A 19,097-nucleotide genomic window follows, 5' to 3' on the forward strand; every position below is an offset into this window, starting at 1 on the left:
CTCACTCCATCCCTTCGTCGAGTTCCCCGAGTTCCTCGTCGAGGATGCGGCGGAGGTTCTCCGCGTCCGCCTCGTCCAGGTCCCGGGTGCGCGGCAGGCGAGGGCCCGGTGCCGGGGCTCCGGGCGGCGGGGGCGCCAGCCGGGCGAGGAGGTAGCCGGCCATGTCGCCCAGCGACGGGTGGTCGAAGACCGCCGACGCCGGCACCGACACCGTCAGGTCCCGTTGGATGCACTGGCGGAACTCGATGAGGACCAGCGAGTCCACCCCGACGTCGGCGAAGAGCGTCCGGTCGTCCAGCGGCACCCGCGCCGGCAGTCCGGTGAGGCGGCGGACCAGACCCGCCAGGTAGTCCGTCATCGCCGCCGGGGTGCGGGGCCGGTCCGCCCCGGTGGGCCCGGCCGGCGACGCGGCGGGCTGCCCGGGAGACGTCGCCGGAGTCCGGTTGGGATCGACGATGACGGTGGCGGGCGTCGCGGTGCCGGCGGTGACGAGCCGGCGCAGGACGGTGACGCCCGTGTCCGGGTCGATCTTGCGGACGCCGTCCAGGCTCGCGGCCATTCCGGCCCCGGCCCACGGCCCCCAGGCGATCGAGAGCCCCGGCAGGCCGTCCGCCCGGCGTCGGGCGACCAGCCCGTCGAGGTACGCGTTCGCCGCGCCGTACGCACCCTGACCGCCGCGCTCCTCGACAGCGGTGACCGACGAGAAGACCACGAAGAACTCCGGGCGGTGCTCCCGGGCGACCCGGTCGAGCACGGCCCCGCCGGACACCTTGGGTCGCAGGACGGTGGCGAACCGCTCGGCGCTCTGGCCGCGCAGGACACCGTCCTCGAGGACGCCGGCGGCGTGCACGATCCCGCCCAGCGTGCCGGTACGCGCGACGGCCTCCCGCACGTCCGCCTCCACGGCCACGTCGCCGGCCACGAACTCCACCTCGGCACCCCGGTCGCGCAGGTCGTCGACCACCGTGCCGGCCGGCGTGCCGCGCCCCATCAGGACGAGCCGGCGTACCCCCGCGTCCGCCAGCATCCGGGTCGCCCGCAGGCCCAGCGCGCCGGTGCCGCCGGTCACCAGGACCCCGGCCGTCGCCGGTAGTTCCACGGGCGTCGGCGGCACGAGCACGAGCTTGCCGACGTGCCGGGCGCGCTGCATGTACCGGTACGCCTCGGCCGCCTCCGTCATCGGGAAGGCCCGCAGGGGCAGCGGCGTGAGCTCCCCGGTACCGAACCGGGGGAGGAGGTCGGCGAACAGGCGCGCGACGAGGGTGCGGTCCTGCTCCGTGACGTCACCGAAGTCGAAACGGTGGTACCGCACGTCGGGCCGGACCCGCTGGGCCTGTTCGGTGCTCCAGACGCCCACCCGCCCGAGTTCGACGAACCGGCCACCGTGGGCCAGGGCCCGCAGGCCGGCCTCGATGCTGTCGCCGCTGAGGCTGTTGAGCACCACGTCCACGCCACGCCCGCCGGTGAGGTCGAGGACCCGCTCGGCGAACCCGGTGCTCCGGGAGTCGAGGACGTGGTCGACCCCGATCCGCCGCAGGACGTCGTGCTTCGGCGCGCTCGCCGTGCCGAACACCTCCGCGCCCGCAGCCCTGGCCAGCGCGACGGCGGCCTGCCCGACACCGCCGGCCGCGGCGTGGATCAGCACCCGCTCCCCGGCGCGCAGCTCCGCCAGGTGGTGCAGGGAGTACTCGGCGGTGAGGAACGCCAGCGGCAGGGTCGCGCCCTGGGCGTGACTCATGCCGGCGGGCAGCGGCGCGGTGTGCGCCGCCCGGACGTTGACGTGCGTGGCGAAGGCATGCTCCGTGTACGCGACGACGTCGTCGCCGACAGCCCGGTCCGTGACCCCCGGCCCCACCGCCACCACGACCCCCGCGCACTCGAAGCCGAGGGGGACCTCGTCGGCCCGGGTGATGCCGAGGTCGTCGGCGTAGTGCTCGGCCAGCATGCCGAGGGAGATGAGCACGTCACGGAAGTTCAGCCCGGCCGCGCGTACCGCGATCTCGACCTCGCCGGGTCCGGGCGGCCGGCGGTCCAGCGGGACCATCGTCAGGGCGTCCGGGCTGCCGTACCCGGTGAGGACGAGCCTCGCCGGCTCGGGCCGGGTGGGCGGATCCGCCTCGGCGAACGACTCCCGGTAGGTCTGGCCGGCACGGATCACCAACCGGTCGCCGGAGTCCGGATCGGCGATCCGGGCCGCCGCCTCGGCCAGATCCGACTCGTCCGCCACGTCGACGGCACGGCAGCGCAGGTCGGGGTACTCGGCGGAGACGGTCCGCGAGAAGACCCAGACCGCGGTCTGGGACGGCGTCACCACGCAGGCGTCGACGGGCTGCGCGCCACGGGTCAGCACCGTCAGCGTGGGCGGCGTGAGGCGGTCACCCAGCCGGCGTACGTGCCGGAGCAGGGTGTCGAGGAACCGGGTGGTCGCGTCGGCGTCGTCACCCGTCGGCGCGAACGCGGCGACGACGTGGACGGCCCCGCCGGGCCCCTCGTCGAGGTCGCCGTCCAGGTCACGTCGGGGGCAGCCGAGGGCCCCGGCCACCGTCGCCGCCCATGGCGTGTCGTCGGCGAGCAGCAGCAGACCCTCCGGCCGGGCGGCGGTCGCCGTGGTCGGCGCAGCCGGCTGCCACTCCTGCCGGGCGAACCATCCGCGTTCCCGCTGGTGCCCGGCGAGGGCCTCCCGGTCGACGACGCGGTCCCGGAAGCCGTCGAGGACGCCGACCGGCTCGCCGTCCGGGGCGAGGATCGTCAGCCGCCAGGTGCCGTCGTCCGCCCGTCGACCGTGGACGTACCGGGCCCGGTGCAGGGCCGATCCGTCGAGGGTGAGCCGGCCCAGCGCGAAGGGCAGCCGGGCTGCGGTGTCGTCCGTGGCCCGCGTCGCCTCGGTGAGCTGGAAGCAGGCGTCGAGGAGCCCGGGATGCACGCTGTCGGGGTGCGGTGCCGGCGGCTGCGGCTGCGGCGTCAGCTCGGCGAGTGCCTCGTCGGCACCGACCCGCACCGCCGTGAGCCACCGGAACGCCGGCCCGAGGTCGACGCCCCCGGCGGCGAGACGCTCGTACAGGGCGACCGGGTCGACGGTGCGGTCGAGGCGGGACCGGAGCACGACCGGATCGAGCCGTTCGCCCAGGACGGGCGCGGCGCTGGCGCGTACCTGCCCGACGGCATGGGTGACACGTCCGTCGGGGGTGACGGTCTCCAGCGTGCACTCCCGCTGGGCGGTGCTGCCGTGCAGCCTGGCCTGGACCCGTACGGCGTCCTCCGCGGGCACGGCGAGCGGGGCGGGAAAGACCAGGTCGACGAGGTCGACGTGCCGGCCCCCGGCCTCGACGCGGGCCGCGTCGAGGAGGACCGCCAGGTGGAACGCGGCCGGTGCCACGACGTCACCATGGATCCGATGCTCCGCCAGCGCGGCGGTCGCGGGGGTGAGCCGGGTCTGGGCCACCAGCGAGCCGTCCCCGGTGTCCTCGACGAGATCGGTGAACACGCCGTGCCGCGGGTGGGCGGCCGGTGGTGGCTCGGGCAACCAGTACCGTTCCCGCTCGAAGGGGTAGGTCGGCGCGGCGACGCGTACGGTGTCGTGGTCGCCCTCGAACGCCCGCCAGTCGACGTCGGCCCCGCGCTCGTAGCATTCGGCCAGGCCCGCCGCCAGGGTCGACCACTCCTGTCCGGGCCGGATGCTCGGCACGAACCGCACGTCCTCCCGATCGGCCAGGCAGTCGCGGGCGAACCCCAGCAGGACCGCCTTCGGGCCGATCTCGACGAAAAGGTCGGCCCCCGCGTCGGCGGCGGCCCGGATGCCGTCGGCGAACCGCACCGGGCTCACCAGATGGTCGGCCCAGTACTCCGGCCGGGTGACGAGCTCCGGGTCGGCGACGCCGTGGACGTTGGCGACGATCGGGATCTGCGGTCGGCGCAGTGGCACCTGCGCGACGACCCCGGCGAACGCGGCGGCGGCCTCCGTCATCAACGGCGAGTGGAAGGCGTTCGACACCGCCAGCCGACGCACCCGTACCCCGTCGGCCCGCAGCCGCGCCTCCGCCGCGCCGACCTGGTCCTCCGGACCCGAGATCACCGTCTCGTGCGGACTGTTCACCGCGGCCACGGCGGTCCTGTCGAGGTCGCCGACGGCGGCGGCGGTGGTCTTCTCGTCCGCCGCGACGGCGGTCATCACCCCGTCACCCGGCCCCTCCGCCATGAGTCGGCCACGGGCGACGACCAGCCGCAGCGCGTCGGCCACGGAGAGCGTGCCGGCCACACAGGCGGCGGTCAGCTCGCCGACGCTGTGCCCGACGAGGACCGTCGGGGTGACACCCCACGACTGCCACAGGCGGGCCAGGCCGAGTCCGAGCACGAAGAGGCCGGGCTGGGTCCAGGTGGTGTGCGCCAGGTCGCCGCCGGAGCCCTCGAACATGACGGTGCGGATGTCGGTGCCGGTCAGCTCCCGGATCGCGGGCACGCACTCGTCCACCGTCGCCCGGAACACCTCGGCGGTGGCGTACAGCTCCGCACCCATGCCCACCCACTGCGCCCCCTGGCCGGTGAACAGGAAGGCGACTGTCGGCTTCCGCGCCGGGGGAGGCGGCACCGCGTTCCGGCGCTCACCGAGCCGCTCGACGAGTTCGGCGCTCGTCTCGCCGGTCACCGCCACCCGTACGGGCAGGTGGGCCCGGCCGGTGGCGGCGGTGAGACACAGCGCCGTGACGTCGGCGTCGTCGCGCAGGGCGTCGGCGTACCGGTCGAGCAGGACGGCGAGGGCGGCCGGCGTACGTGCCGACACGGGCAGCACCCGGGCCGGACGCCGGGGCCCGGTGGTGGCCCCGCGGGCCGGGGGCGGACCGAGCACGAGGTGCGCGTTGGTGCCGCTCATGCCGAACGAGCTGACCCCCGCGTAGCGCCGATCCGCCGGCCAGGGCCGGGTGTTCGACGGGATCGAGAACGGCAACGCGTCCCAGTCGACGTGCGGGTTCGGTGGTTCGGCGTGCAGGCTGCGCGGGACGAGCCCGTGCGCGATGGCCAGCACCGTCTTGATCACCGAGGCGGCACCGGCCGCGCCCTCGGTGTGACCGATGTTCGACTTCACCGAGCCGAGCCAGACCGGCCCGGTGACCGTGCCGAAGACCGAGGCGAGCGCGTCGATCTCGATGGGGTCGCCGAGCAGCGTGCCGGTGCCGTGGGCCTCGACGTAGCCGATCTCCTGTGGACCGACCCCCGCGCGGCGCAGGGCCGCACCGACAAGCGCCGCCTGGGCGGCTCCGTTCGGCGCGGTCAGGCCGCTGGCGGGGCCGTCGTGGTTGACCGCGCTGCCACGGACCACGGCGAGCACCGGGTCACGGTCGGCCAGGGCGTCATCCAGCCGCTTGAGCACGATCATCCCGCAGCCCTCGCTGCGCCCGAATCCGTCGGCCGCGGCGGAGAAGGTCTTGCACCGCCCGTCTGGCGACAGCGCGCCGGTCCGGGCGAGGGCCAGCGTCGTTTCCGGCGCGAGCCGCAGGTGCACCCCGCCCGCGAGGGCCACGTCGCACTCGCCGGACCGGAGCGCCCCGATCGCCTGGTGCATGGCGACCAGCGCGCTGGAGCACCCGGTGTCGACCGCCAGGTTGGGGCCGTTCAGGCCCAACACGTGCGAGATCCGGCCGGCGGCGAAGCACGCTCCCGTGCCGGTGGCGTCGTACGGGTCGACGACACCGCTGCGCTCGGTCAACCGGTCGACCAGCTTCGCGTAGTCGTTCTCGGCGTACCCGACGTACACCCCCGTCCGGGAACCCCGGAGCAGCTGCGGTGACTGCCCGGCGTGCTCCAGCGCCTCCCAACTGACCTCGAGCAGCATCCGGGCCTGCGGGTCGGTGCGGGTGGCCTCCCGGGGGGACATGCCGAAGAAGGCCGCGTCGAACCTGTCGACGTCAGCAACGAAGCCGCCCCGCCTGCTGTACATCTTGCCGGGGGCGGCGCGGTCCGGGTCGTAGAAGCGGTCGACGTCCCACCGGTCGGCGGGGATGTCGCTGATGGCGTCCACCCCGTCGAGGAGCAGCCGCCAGTACGCGTCGAGGTCCGCCGCCCCGGGGAAGCGGCACGCCATGCCCACCACGGCGATCGGCTGGTCCGCCCGCTCCAGGCGGCGTTCGAGCGAGTCGATGACCGCGACGGATCGTCGCAGCGCCTCACGGAGCTCAGCCTCGTTCACGTACTCCCCCTCCGGCGCTGGTCTGCGGTGCGTGCTGTGCCCCGAACCGCGTCATCACATGCCTTGGATCTCGCGGTAGCCACGATCGACGCGGGCGAGCAACGCGGCCAGTTCGTCGTCCCCCTCCGGGGCGGTGACCTCCGGTGCGACGGGCGGCGCGGTGCGCGGTGGTTCCGCCTCGGCCAGGCCCAGGTCGGCCCGCAGCCGCTCGACGAGCCGTGCCACCGTCGGGAAGGCGAAGGCCACGGTGGAGGGCAGCCGGACGCCCAACTCCGCCTGCAACCGGGTACGCAGCTCCAGGACCGTGAGCGAGTCGAAGCCCATGTCGAAGAAGCCCTCGTGGTCGTCCACCGGCCCGCTGATCCGCAGCACGTCGCGTACCACCTCCACCACGTGTTCCCGCAGCGCCGTGGTGTCCTCGACCCGCACCTGCCGCGCGGTGGGCTCCTCGGGGCCGTCCGCCGGGGCGGCCACGGCGTCGAACATCCCGGGCGGGCAGGACTCGGCGAGCGCCGCCCGGAACCGCGACCAGTCGGCAGGGGCCACCACCACCCGGGCCGGCACGTCGGGGTCGGACAGCAGCGCGAGCAGCGTGGCGGTCCCGGCGGCCGGGTCGATCATCCGCAGGCCCATCGCCTCGTGCAACGCGGCCTCGCCGGACGCCATCCCCGGGCCGGCCCAGGGCCCCCACGCCACCGAGATCGCCGGCAGGCCCGCCGCGCGGCGGCCGGCCACCAGGCCGTCGAGGTACGCGTTCGCGGCCCCGTACGCGCCCGACCCACGCGTCGGCACCACCGCGGCGAGCGACGAGTAGGCCACGAAGAACCGGGGCTGCAGCGGTCGGCTCAGCTGATCCAGCAGGTGTCCACCGCGTACCTTCACCCGCAGCACCGCGGCGAACCGCTCGGGGCTCTGTTCCGTGAGCGGTCCGTCGTCGAGCACCCCGGCGGCGTGCACGACACCGGCGAGCGGGGTGGCCTCGTCGAGCGCGCGACGGACGTCCTGCTCCGCCGTGACGTCGCCCCGGACGAGCCGGACGTCCACCCCGTCACCCCGGAGCCGGTCGACGACCATCCGCGCGGCAGCCGAGGGCGCGCTACGGCCGAACAGGACCAGGTGCCGTACGCCCGCGGCAGCCAGGTCCTGCGCGAGGCGCAGGCCGAGCGCGCCCAGCCCGCCGGTGACGAGCACGGCCCCGGGCGGTGGCTGCCAGGGCGGGCCGGCGGAGATCGGCACCGGTGTGAGCACGGGCGTCAGCCGGCGGATGCCGTCCAGCCGGACGAACCGGTGCCCCGCCGGGGCGGTGAGCTCGGCCGCGAGCAGGCCGGGCCGCACGTCGACGGCGACGTCGACGGCGAGGCAGTCGAGGGCCGGGTACTCGGCCTGCACGGTACGCATCAGGCCCCAGAGCGCGACCTGACCGGGGTCGGCCGCCTCGGCGACCGCGCCGCGCGTCACCAGGACCAGCCGGGGCGGTACGGCCCGCGAGGCGAGGTCACGGGCCACCGACAGGAGTTCGGCGCAGGCGGCGGCCGTCCGCTCGGGATCCCCGCTGGTGGCCGGGGCGGCGTAGACGACGTCGCTGACCCGGGTGTCCGGCTCCAGCCGGCCGGTACGGCACGGCAGGCTCACCGCACCGGCCAGCGACTCGGCGTCCGGCCCGACGAGCAGACCGTCGAACCTGCGCGGTGGGCCGACCGGCCGCCGCTGCTCGTGCCAGGCGGTGTGGACCACGTCGAGCGGGCGCACCTGGCGGCCCCGGCCGGTGGTGTCGGTCAGCGCCCAGTGGCGTTCCCGCTGGAACGGGTACGTCGGCGCGGCGACGAACCGGCGGCCGGTGGCGTGCCGCCGGGTGACGGCGGCCCAGTCGATGTCGGCACCGCTGTCGTACAGCCGGGCCAGGCTGTCCAGCAGGGTCTCCCGTTCCCGGCCGCCGCGCAGGCTCGGCAGCCGCCGGGCAGCCGCCCAGTCCTGGCCGGCGATGCCGAGCAGCACCGGTTCCGGACCCAGCTCGACCAGCGTGTCCACGCCCGCCTCGCGCAGCGTCTGCACACCACTGTGGAACAACACGGGCTTCATGGCGTGCTCGCGCCAGTAGTCGGCGTCGGTCGTCGTGACGACCGTACCCGTGAGGTTCGAGACCAGAGGGATCTCCGCCGTGCGGTACGTGAGGCGGCGGGCGAACGCGGTGAACGGCTCGGCGAAGTCGGCGAGCAGCGGTGAGTGGAACGCGTGCGACACGGTGAGCCACCGATGTGTCACGCCCCGGGCGGTCAGCGCGTCGAGGACCGGCCGCAGTTCGTTCTCGTCGCCCGTCAGCACGGTGCTCTCGGCACCGTTGACCGCGGCGACGGCCGACCGGGACGCTCCGGCCAGGAGCGGCTCGACCTGCGCGACGCCGCACCGGACGGCGACCATCACCCCGGGCGGGCACTGCTGCATGAGGCGGGCCCGCTCGGCCACCAGGCGCAGGGCGTCGGGCAGCGTCAGGATCCCGGCCACGCAGGCCGCCGTGTACTCCCCGACGCTGTGGCCCAGGACGTGGTCGGGGCGGACGCCCCACTCCCGCCACAGCCGTGCCAGCGCGTAGCCGACGGCGACCAGCGCGGGCTGGGTGAAGCGGGTCTCGTGGATTTGCTCCCCGGATTCGAACAGCAGCTTCGGTAGGGGCACCGGGAGCACCGGACCCAGGATCTCGGCGCACTCCTCGATGGCGGCGCGGAACACCGGCTCGGTCCGGAACAGCTCGGCGGTCATCCCCGGCCGTTGGGAGCCCTGGCCGGTGAACAGGAACGCCACCCTGGGCCGCTGCCCGGTGGGGTCGGCGGGCCCCGGCCGCCGCAGGGCGGCGTCGAGCTCCTCGACTGTCGTTCCGACGGCGCACCGACGCCAGGGGAGATGGCTGCGGCCGACGGCGGCGACCAGGGCGAGCGCCGCCGGGTCGGCGGTCGTGCGGAGCTGCCGGCGGTAGGCGTCCGCCAGGTCGGCGAGGGCCTGCGGGTGACGCGCCGACAGCGGTAGCAGCAGCGGACCGTCGGCCCCGGCGGGCGGCGCGGCGGCGTGGTCCGTGTCCAGCGCGCCGACCTGCTCCATGGCCAGCGGGCCGACCTGGTCCGCGCCCGACGCCGCGGCGACCTGGTCCGCGTTCGGTGCGGCGGCGGCCTGCTCTGCGGGCGGTGCGCCACCCTCATCCGTGGCCGGCGTGGCAGCCTGGTCCGCCGTCGGTTCGGCGACGACCAGGTGGGCGTTCGTGCCGCTGAAGCCGAAGGAGCTGACGCCCGCGATCCGGCGGGCGTCGCCCGGCCACGGCTCGCCAGTGGACGGCACGCGGACCGGGATGTCGTTCCAGTCGATGCGGGGATTGGGCCCGGTCACCTGAGGCGTCGGCGGTATCTCCCCGTGTCGCAGCATGAGCAGCACCTTGAGCAGGCTTGCGATGCCGGCTGCGGACTCCGCGTGGCCGATGGCGGCCTTGACCGAGCCGATCCGCAGGTGGTCACGACGCCCGGCGAAGACGGCACCGAGCGCGTTGACCTCGATCGGGTCACCGAGGGCGGTGCCGGTGCCGTGCGCCTCCACGTATCCCACGGCGTCCGGCTCCACCCCGGCGTCGCGCAGCGCCGCGCGGATCACCTCCTGCTGGGCGGGACCGTGCGGCACGGTCAGACCGCTGCTCCGGCCGTCCTGGTTCACGGCGCTGCCGAGGATCAGGCCGAGGACCCGGTCGTGCGGGCCGACGTCCGACGCCCGCTTGAGCACCACGAGACCGCCGCCCTCGGCGCGTACGTAGCCGTCGGCGGCGGCGTCGAACGGAAGGCAGCGTCCGGTGGGCGACAGCATGCCGGCCCGGGTGAGGCTGCGGCTCTCGTGTGGCGTGACCATCCTGTTGACCCCGCCGGCCAGGGCCAGGTCACACGTGCCGTCCCGGAGGTGCCGGACGGCGAGGTCCACCGAGACCAGCGAGGACGAGCACGCCGTGTCGATCGACAGGGCCGGCCCCCGGGTGCCGAAGACGTACGCGAGCCGCCCGCTCGCCGTGCTGGGCGTGGCGCCGGAGGAGAAGTACCCGTCGAGGTCGTCCTCGTGGGTCATGCCCTCGCGGTAGTCGATGTTGCTGATGCCGACGAAGACACCTGTCGGCTCCGGAACCGACCGGCCGGGAATGCCGGCGTCCTCGAACGCCTCCCAGGCCAGCTCCAGCAGCAGACGTTGCTGGGGGTCGAGAGTGACGGCCTCCCGACCGGAGATTCCGAAGAACCGGGCGTCGAAGTCGCGGAGGGCGCCGACGAAGCCACCGGCGTCGACGAAACTCCCGTCCACCGGCCAGCGGTCGTCCGGCACGGGCCCCAGGGCGGACTTCCCACCGGACAGCAGGTCCCAGTACGCCGCCGGGTCCGGTGCGCCCGGCAGCCGGCAGGCCATCCCCACCACGGCGATCGGCTCGTGCCGGCGGGCCGCCGCGGTCTCCAACTCGTCGATGCGGGCGAGCGCCCTGCGCAGCAGCGGACCGTAGTCGACACTCATCGGATCCCGAGCCTCTTCGCCAGCAATGCGGCCACCTCGTCGATCGACTGTTCCTCCGCCGACGCCTCGTCGGACGGCTCGTCGGTCGGCAGATCAAGGACGACGAGCAGGTGCTCGGCGAGCCCCGCCACCGTCGGATGGTCGAACACCGCCGTCTGACCGAGCCGGACGGCGAACGCGCTCTGCAGCCGGTTGCGCAGCTCCAGCGAGGCCAGCGAGTCCAGGCCGAGCGAGAAGAGCCCGGCGTCGGTGTCCAGGCGCGGCACGCCGAGCACCTCCGCGACGATGTCGTGGACGTACTCCTCGGCGAGCTTGCGCCGGTGGTCGGGCGTCGCCTCGCGCAGCCGGTCCGGCAACCCACCGGCGTCGGGCCGTCCCACCGGCTCGGCCGGCAGCAGATCACGCACCGGACCCGGAGGTGTGGCGTGGTGCGCGGCGTATCGCGGCCAGGTGTGCGCCAGGACAGCCACCACACCGTCGTCCGGTGGCGCCGCCAGGATCGCCCGGAATGCCCCGGTGGCCTCCCGCAGCGGCAGCACGCCCTCACCGAGCCGGTCGAGGCGCTCCTCGAGGCCGGCTCGGGCCGTCATGCCCGTCTCCGCCCACGATCCCCACTGGATGGACACCGCGGGGAGTCCGGCGGCGCGTCGGGCCGCCGCGAGGCCGTCGAGGTACGTGTTGGCCGCCGCGTAGTTGCCCTGCCCGGCGGTGCCGAGCAGGCCGGACGAAGAGGAGAACAGGACGAAGTGGGCGAGGCGGAGGTGGGCGGTGGCGCGGTGGAGGGCGAACGCGCCGCCCGCCTTGGCGGCCCACGCCTCGTCGAAGCGCTCGGGGGTCTGCGACTCCAGGAGACCGTCGGCGAGCGTGCCGGCGAGGTGGTGCACGCCGACCAGCGGGGGCATCTCCCGCTCGACCGCGGCCACGAGCGCGGCGACCTGCTCCCCGTCGCTGACGTCGGCGGTGAACGTACGCACCTCGACGCCGGAGACGGCGAGGGCGCCGATCCGCTCCCGTGCGTGCTCGCCGGGCTGCTGGCGGCCGACGAGGGCGAGGTGGCGCACACCCATGGCGGCCAGCGTCGCGGCGACCTCGAGGCCCAGGCCGCCCAGGCCGCCCGTGACGAGGTGGGTGCCGTCGGGGCTGATCGTCAGGTCGTCCGGCTGGTCGGTGTCCGGCCGCAGCCGCAGGACCCGGCGTCGCCCGTCGTACAGCGTCACCTCGTCGGCGACCCGGGCGGCCGTCTCCGCGACGATCGCATCCGGGTCCGCGCCGTGCGCGGGCAGGTCGACGAGGGACGGCAGGCTGTCGGGACGCTCCTGACCGAGGACCCGGGTGAGTCCCCAGAGCGCGGTCTGCGCGGGCCGGGGGGAACTGCCCCACGCCTGGCGGGTGAGGACCGTCACCGACGGTGGGGACGGCAGGTCCAGCAGGCCCCGGAAGCAGCCCAGCAGCGACAGGGTCAGATCCCGGGCCGGGCCGGCGTCGGGGCCCGGGTCGGGACTCTCCGCAGGCCAGGCGAGCAGCACGGCGTCCGGCTGCTCCCGGGAGACGGCCTCGGCCAGGCCGGTGGCGTCGGCGACGACCCGGCACCGGACACCCTGGCGTTCGGCCGCGCCCGCGACGGAGTGCGCCAGCTCGGCGCCGACGGCGATCCACGAGCCTGCCGGCGGCGCGACCGGGGGCAGCGACTGCTCCACCCACACCGGCCGGTACCGCCGGCGTCGCCACCGGCCGGCGTCCGCGTCCCCGGCCATCGCCTCGGCGGTCGCCTGCCGCAGCAGCACGCCCGACATGACGACCAGGACCCGCCCGTCGTCGTCGTAGAGGGTGATGTCCCCGACCAGCGAGCGGGGATCCGGGTCGTCGGTCGGCCGCAGCTCGGCGTGACACCAGGCGCTCCCCGGCGTCCCGGCCTGGTGCAGGGTGACCCGCTGGGCCCCGACCGGAATGTACGTGCGTTCGGCGAACGGCCGGGGGTACGTCACCGTGAGCGCGAGCAGACACGCCTCCAGCAGGATCGGATGCACCGCGTGCAGATGGGCCGCCGAGGTCACCCGGGACGGCAGTTCGATGCGGGACAGGCATCCCGAGCCGTCACGCCACAGCGCCCGGGTGACCTGGAACCACTCGCCAAGATCGATGAGTCGACCGCGCTCGCCGCGGTAGATCTCCTCGGGAGAGACCGGTGTGACGAATCTCCGGCGCAGCGACGCCAGCTCGGCGACGGGCGACGCCGCACCGGCCGTGAGGGTGCCGGTGGCGTGCCGCGCCCACGGCCCCGCCCCGACGGTGGACCGGGAGTGGATCTCCACCGCGTGGCCGTCCGCGACCGGCTTCAGCACCACGTGCAGGTCGCGGGCCTCGGTGTCGTCGGCGAAACGCATCGCCTGGTGGATGAGGAAGTCGTCGAGGGCGGGCCGGAGCAGGCCGAGCTCCCCGGCGGCGGCGAACGCGAGGTCCTGGTACGCGACCCCGGGCAGCACCACGCGCCGGAAGATGCGGTGCTGGGTCAGCCACCGTGGGTGGTCCGGGTCGACCTGGGAGACGAACCGGATCTCACTGCTGCCCGGCTGGTCCACGCGGTCCCCGAGGAAGACACCGGCGGCCCGGCCCGGCCCGGTGCGCGTCACCCGGCGGACGGGTTCGATCCAGTGCCGGGTGCGCTGCCACGGGTAGGCGGGCAGCCCGACCCGCTCACCGTGCCCGTGGACGCCGGACCAGGCCACGTCCCGACCGTCCAGGTACAGCCGGCGCAGCGAGTCGAGCAGCTGTTCGCGTCCGGCGCCTTCGCGCAGGGTCGGTACGACCAGCACACCCTCGCGGGCGGCGAACCGGACCAGGGTCGGCTTCGGCGACACCTCGACGATCGTGGTGACTCCGTGGTCCTCGACGGCGCTGTCCACGCAGCGGGCGAAGTGGACGGTCTCCCGGGCGTGCCGTACCCAGTGCTCGGCGTCGAAGGCCCACACGGCCGCCCCGGTGCGGTTGGCGAGCACGGGAATGCGGGGCGCGCGGTAGCTCACCCGCTCGGCCAGCACGCGGAACTCGTCGAGCATCGGGTCCATCAGCGCGGAGTGGAAGGCATGCGAGACGCGCAACCTGTTGTGCCGCCAGCCGCGACGGTCCGCCTCGGCGCGGACCCGGTCGATCAGCTCGGCGGCACCGGACAGCACCACCGAGTCGTGGCCGTTGACCGCCGCCACGCTCACGTCGTCGCCGATCCCGTCGAGCAGATCGGCGACGGCGTCGGGTGGGGCGAGCAGCGACAGCATCGCCCCGCCGTCGGGCAGCGCGTCCATCAGGCGACCCCGGGCCACCACGAGGCGCAGCGCGTCCGGGAGGGACAGGACGTCGGCGAGGCAGGCCGCCACGAACTCGCCCACACTGTGCCCCGTCACGACGTCCGGCTGCACGCCCCAGGACTGCCAGAGCCGGGCGAGCGCGTACTGCACCGCGAAGAGGGCGGGCTGGGCCCAGGCCGTCCGGTCCAGGTCGCCGCCGACGCCGTCGAAGACGAGTTCGCGCAGGTCGGTGCCGGTTGCCCGGCGGACCTCCGCGGCGCAGTCGTCGAGGACCGACCGGAACACCGGGTAGGTGGCGTAGAGGTCAGCGCCCATGCCGACCCACTGGGCGCCCTGGCCCGCGAAGACGAAGGCGACAGCCCTCTCGGCGCGTGGCCCGTGCACGGTCGCACGTCCCAGGAGCTCCGCCGCCTCCCTGGCGTCGGTGGCGAGCACGGCGACCCGGTACGGGTGCTGGGTACGCCCGAGCGCCGCCGACCGGGCGACGTCGGCGAGGTCGGCCCCGTCCGTGGTGAGCAGGGCCTGGTACCGGGTGACCAACGCGTGGGCCGCCTCCGGGGCGCGGGCGCTCACCGGCAGCAGCACCGGGCCGGCCGGCGCGGTGGTCGCGAGGGACGCCGACGCACGCTCCGGCGCCTGGGTGAGGACGAGGTGGCTGTTGGTGCCACCCATGCCGTGCGAGCTGACCGCCGCCACCCGGGGCCGTCCCGCCGGCCACGTCTCGGTGGTGGTCGGCACCCGCAGCGCGCTGGACGCGAAGTCGATCTCCGGGTTGGGGGTACGGAAGTGCAGGCTCGCCGGGATCACCCCGTGGTGGACGGCGAGCGCGGTCTTGATCAGTCCGGCGATGCCGGCGGCCTCGTCGAGGTGCCCGATGTTGCTCTTGACCGAGCCGACCGCGACGCTGGCGGGCGCGGTGCCGCCCACCGCCCGCAGGGCCTGGTCCAGACCGGCCACCTCGATCGGATCGCCGAGCGGCGTGCCGGTGCCGTGTGCCTCGATGTAACCGAGTTCGGACGCGCGGACCCCGGCGTCCGCCAGGGCGGCGGCCACCACCTCGGCCTGCCGGGCGGCGCTCGGCGCGGTGAAACCGAGCTTGTCGACGCCGTCGTTGTTGACGGCGGAACCGGCCACCACGGCGTAGACGCGGTTGCCGTCGGCGATCGCCGCCGAGAGCCGTTTGAGCAGTACGACGCCGCAGCCGTTGCTGAAGATCGTGCCGGATGCGTCGGCGTCGAAGACCCGGCTCCGGCCGTCGCGCGAGCGGATCAGGCCGTCCTCGTACAGGTAGCCGGCGGACTGCGGCACCACCACCGACACGCCACCGGCGAGAGCGAGGTCGCACTCGCCCGCCAGCAGGGCTCGACGGGCCAGGTGCACCGCGACCAGCGAGCTGGAACAGGCCGACTGCACGCTGATGCTCGGACCACCGAGGTCGAGCCGGTAGGAGACCCGGGTCGGCAGGTAGTTCCGGTCGTTGCCCAGCTTCACCATGAACTGCTGGGTGTCGGCCTCGGTCAGCGGCCGGCCCTCGGTGTAGCCGAAGTGCGGCACCAGGTTGTTCACCAGGTAGGTGCTGATGCTGCTGGAGGCGTACACCCCGGTACGCGAGCCGGCCGGCACCTCACCGGCGTCCTCGAACGCGTCGACCGCGCACTCAAGGAAGATCCTGTGCTGCGGGTCCATCAGCGCGGCTTCCTTGGCGTTGATGCCGAAGTACGCCGCGTCGAAGTACTCGGGGTCCGCGATCGGGCCCGCCATCCGGACGAAGTCCGGGTCGGTCAGCAGCGCCGGGTCCTGGGAGCGGACGTCCTCGGCGGTGCACTCCACGATCGCGTCGACGCCGTCGCACAGGTTGCGCCAGAACGTCTCCAGATCGGGAGCGGCCGGGAAGCGGCCGGCCATGCCGACGATCGCCACCCGGTCGTCCGGGTCGCCGGCACGCGGAACGGCGACCGGCGCGGCGTCGGCGACCGCCGAGCCGTCCGCGCCGAGCCGCTGGGCCAGCGCCCGGATGGTCGGGTACTCGACCAGGTCGGCCGCACCGACGCGCAGCCCCAGTTCGGTGGTGAGCCGGCGGCGGACGGTGATCAGCTGCGCCGACACACCGCCGAGGTCGAAGAAGTTGTCCCGGACCCCGACGTCGTCGAGACCCAGTTCCTCCCGCCAGATCGCGGCGATCCGGCGCTCCAACTCGCTGCGCGGCAGGGCCGTGGCCGTCGGCGTCGCGCGGATCAGTCGTTCCGGTGGCCGTAGCCGGGCCCGTGCCGTCTTGCCGCTCGAGGTGAGCGGGAGCTCGGTCAGCACCGCGAACCCGTACGGGCGCACCGCCCCGGGCAGCCGTTCGGCGACCGTTGCGGGCACCTCACGCAGGACGTCCTCGGCGACCACGCCGTCACGCAGGACGACGTGTACGACAAGCCGCGATCGGCCGTCGATCTCGTGCAGCGCGGCGGCGGCCTGGTGGACGCCGGGGTGGGCGCAGGTGGCGGCCTCGATCTCGGCCGGCTCGATCCGGACGCCGTTGACCTTGAGCTGGGCGTCGACGCGGCCCTGGTGCTCCAGCCCCGCGTCGGTGAGGCGGGCCAGGTCACCGGTGCGGTACCACCGTCCGGACAGCCCGGCGGGGGTGGTGAACCGCTCGGCGGTGAGCGCGGGCTGGTTGCGGTACCCGGGTGCGACGCCGGCCCCGCCGACGTACAGCTCACCCGGTTCTCCGGCGGGGACCGGCCGGCCCTGCTCGTCGAGGAGCGCGACCTCGACGTTGTCGATGGGCCAGCCGATCGGAGCGATCAGCGGCCACCGCGTCACGTCGTCGGGCAGCGTCGCCACCGTCGCGTCCTGGAACTCGGTGGCGCCGTAGTGGTTGTGCAGCCGCACGCCGGTGCGTTCGGCGAGGACGCGCATCGGTTCGGTGAGCCGCAGCTGCTCGCCGGTGGTGACGACGTGCTGCAGCGCCGGCGGCTCGGGCAGCTGCACGGCGGCCTCCGCGAACTGCGCCAGCGCCGGTACGGGGAGGAACACCCGTTCCACCCGCTGCTGCACGGCGAAGGTGGCCAGGGCGTACGGATCCCGCCGGTGGCCGTCCTCGGCGACGACGAGCGTGCCGCCGAGACAGAGCGCGGAGTAGATCTCGTGGAAGGAGAAGTCGAAGCTGACGGCGCACGCCTGCAGGGTCCGCGACCGGTGCACCCCGGGGCGGGCGTGCTCGTGCCAGCGGAGCATGTTGACCAGCGCGCGGTGCGTCATCGCCACGCCCTTGGGGCGGCCCGTCGATCCCGACGTGTACAGCAGGTAGGCGGCCACGTCGGGATCGTCGTGGTCGGGTGCCCGTCCGGTGTCGTCCGGCGTCCGCCACGAGGCGTCGAGGCGGTGCACGCGGTCGCTGCCCAGGGCGGACGCCAGGCCCTCGGGCTCTGCTCCGGCGTCGTCGTCCGGGACGAGCAGGACCGCCGGGTCGGCGTCGGTGAGCAGCTGACGATGGCGTTCCACCGGGTCGGCCGGGTCGAGCGGCAGGTAGCAGGCGCCCGTGGCCATGATGCCCAGCTCGGCCGCGAACAGCACGGCCCCGCGTGGCATCCGGACGGCGACGACGTCGCCGGGGCCCACGTTCCGCCGCCGCAGCCGGTCGGTGATCCCGACGGCGAGCCGGCGGAGCTCCGCATAGCTGGTCTCGCCGGTGGTGTCGACGACCGCGACACCCTGGGCGTACCGCTCGGCGACGTCGGCGAACATCCCGTGCACGGTCTCCCCGGTGCGGGGGACCGGCGGTCCACCCAGGACGCCCCTCTCCCCCACGGAGCCGCCAGCGGCGAACGTCCGGTTCATGGCACCGCTCATGCTTCTACCCCCGTTCGTACCGAGCGCTCACCGATCGCTCATGGGATGTCTGTGGGTGCCTCGTACCATCGCACCGGCGGATCCCCGGCACGCATCGGAAGCAGGAAACGGTCGATCTCCCGGTCGGCCAACTGGTACTCCTGGAACGCGTCTCGGAAACGTTCACGGATCGCGGTGGAACGCGCCCCGTAGTCGGCCACGGTGAGCTGCCGCAGGATGGCCTTCTCCGGCTGCAACATGAACAGCATCCATCCTTGCACGCCGTGCAGGTAGCGGGAGTGGTCGTGCGGGTAGCAGGGCGCGAAGACGCTGACGAAGCACTCCTCACCCTCCAGCACGAGATACCACTTCGGATCGGTGACGGTGGCGACGTCGAGGCCCGCCGGTGCCGCGCTGGTCAGGGTGCGGATGAGGTGGTCGACGAAGGATCGGAACAGCCGGCCGAGGTCGTCGATCGACTCGCCGAAGACGTCGGTCGGGAAGGCGAAGACGAAGCCGTCGAGGACGTCACCGTCGAGCACCCGGACGAAGCGGCGTACCCAGGGCACGGCGGCGTCCATGTTCTGCGCGAACGACAGCGTCCGGTCGTACGCCGGCGGCCCCCACAGGAACGACTTCTGGGCGAAAGGGCAGTACGTCTGCTCCTGGACGGGACGGATGAGCCGTACCGAGTCGGCGCAGGACGGGTCGAACTCCACGCCGACGTCCTCGGCTGGCCGCTTCGCTCTCCCCAGCCGGGCCGTGAGGCGGTCGGCCAGGTCGTCCGCGGAGTCGAAACCGGCGCAGGCCAGGAGGATCAGTTCCGGCAGGACCGCGTGCAGCCCGGTGATGTCCGGTTCCCTGCCGGGCGGAACGTCGGAGCGGTAGTACGCCACCGCCCGTACGACCTCCTGCGCCGTGTGCCGGAGCCGGTCGGAAAGATCGGCGGGCGGGTTCGGGTCGGTCGCCGTGGCCACCGCATCCGCCAGGTCCGCGCTCCTCGACGCGCCGGTGAGCGCGTGCTGGAGCACACAGCCGTACTGGTTCGCCAGGCAGAGGGCGATGGTCATGATCTCGACGAGGGAGTCCCGCCGGGTCTGGGCATCCGTAGCGGCGGAACACGCCTGCACCTGCGAGGTCAGGTAGTCGCCGGGCGGGTCGGGCGCCCAGCACTCGCCGGTGTCGACGACCATGCGGCGGAAGGCGTCCTGGAGTCGCTGGACGTGCAACTTCATCGGTTGTCCCTTCGCTGGAAGGTCTCGGCGGGGAGC

The 19,097-nt window shown here is 74.4% G+C and carries 4 protein-coding genes; all 4 read right to left on the reverse strand.

Annotated features, from left to right (window positions below; genetic code table 11):
* Position 1 precedes the first annotated feature (1 nt).
* The 4 genes from ACIG87_RS10475 to ACIG87_RS10490 are packed head-to-tail and all read right to left on the reverse strand — an operon-like array spanning position 2 to position 19,061.
* Positions 2 to 6,181, reverse strand: a complete 6,180-nt coding sequence (locus tag ACIG87_RS10475) for an SDR family NAD(P)-dependent oxidoreductase (protein ID WP_396850010.1) — start codon at positions 6,179 to 6,181, stop codon at positions 2 to 4.
* A gap of 54 nt (positions 6,182 to 6,235) precedes the next feature.
* On the reverse strand, positions 6,236 to 10,705 hold the full coding sequence (locus tag ACIG87_RS10480) for a type I polyketide synthase (protein WP_396850012.1): 4,470 nt from the start codon (positions 10,703 to 10,705) through the stop codon (positions 6,236 to 6,238).
* On the reverse strand, positions 10,702 to 17,847 hold the full coding sequence (locus ACIG87_RS10485) for an amino acid adenylation domain-containing protein (RefSeq protein ID WP_396850014.1): 7,146 nt from the start codon (positions 17,845 to 17,847) through the stop codon (positions 10,702 to 10,704). The genes ACIG87_RS10480 and ACIG87_RS10485 overlap by 4 nt, the downstream gene beginning before the upstream one ends.
* 38 nt (positions 17,848 to 17,885) lie before the next feature.
* A complete protein-coding gene (locus ACIG87_RS10490; protein WP_396850016.1) occupies positions 17,886 to 19,061 on the reverse strand; it encodes a hypothetical protein in 1,176 nt (391 codons plus the stop codon).
* Positions 19,062 to 19,097: the final 36 nt, after the last annotated feature.

Source organism: Micromonospora sp. NPDC051925, assembly GCF_044548625.1.
In the GTDB taxonomy this organism is placed as follows: Bacteria; Actinomycetota; Actinomycetes; order Mycobacteriales; family Micromonosporaceae; genus Micromonospora.

Excerpts from the sequence above, each read along its gene's own strand:
- ACIG87_RS10480 (WP_396850012.1), bottom strand. The coding sequence starts at position 10,705 with ATGAGTGTCGACTACGGTCCGCTGCTGCGCAGGGCGCTCGCCCGCATC.
- ACIG87_RS10485 (WP_396850014.1), bottom strand. The coding sequence starts at position 17,847 with ATGAGCGGTGCCATGAACCGGACGTTCGCCGCTGGCGGCTCCGTGGGG.
- ACIG87_RS10490 (WP_396850016.1), bottom strand. The coding sequence starts at position 19,061 with ATGAAGTTGCACGTCCAGCGACTCCAGGACGCCTTCCGCCGCATGGTC.